1 protein-coding gene is annotated in these 227 nt (G+C 49.8%); it reads left to right on the forward strand.

All coding sequences use genetic code 11. From position 1 onward, the window contains the following. Positions 1–227, forward strand: a 227-nt coding sequence (locus N480_RS25700; RefSeq protein WP_196761537.1) for a hypothetical protein, incomplete at both ends; no start/stop codon positions are given.

A 227-nucleotide genomic window follows, 5' to 3' on the forward strand; every position in this document is an offset into this window, starting at 1 on the left:
TAGCAGCTGAGCCTGAACTAGAAGTAGAGCCTGAACTAGAAGCAGAGCCTGAACTAGCAGCAGAGCCTGAACTAGCAGCAGAGCCTGAACTAGAAGTAGAGCCTGAACTAGAAGCTGAACTAGAAGCTGAACCTGAACTAGAAGCAGAGCCTGAACTAGAAGCGGAACCAGAACTAGCAGCAGAGCCAGAACTAGCAGCAGAGCCTGAACTAGAAGTAGAGCCTGAA

Source organism: Pseudoalteromonas luteoviolacea S2607, from assembly GCF_001625575.1.
GTDB classification, from domain to species: Bacteria; Pseudomonadota; Gammaproteobacteria; order Enterobacterales; family Alteromonadaceae; genus Pseudoalteromonas; species Pseudoalteromonas luteoviolacea_E.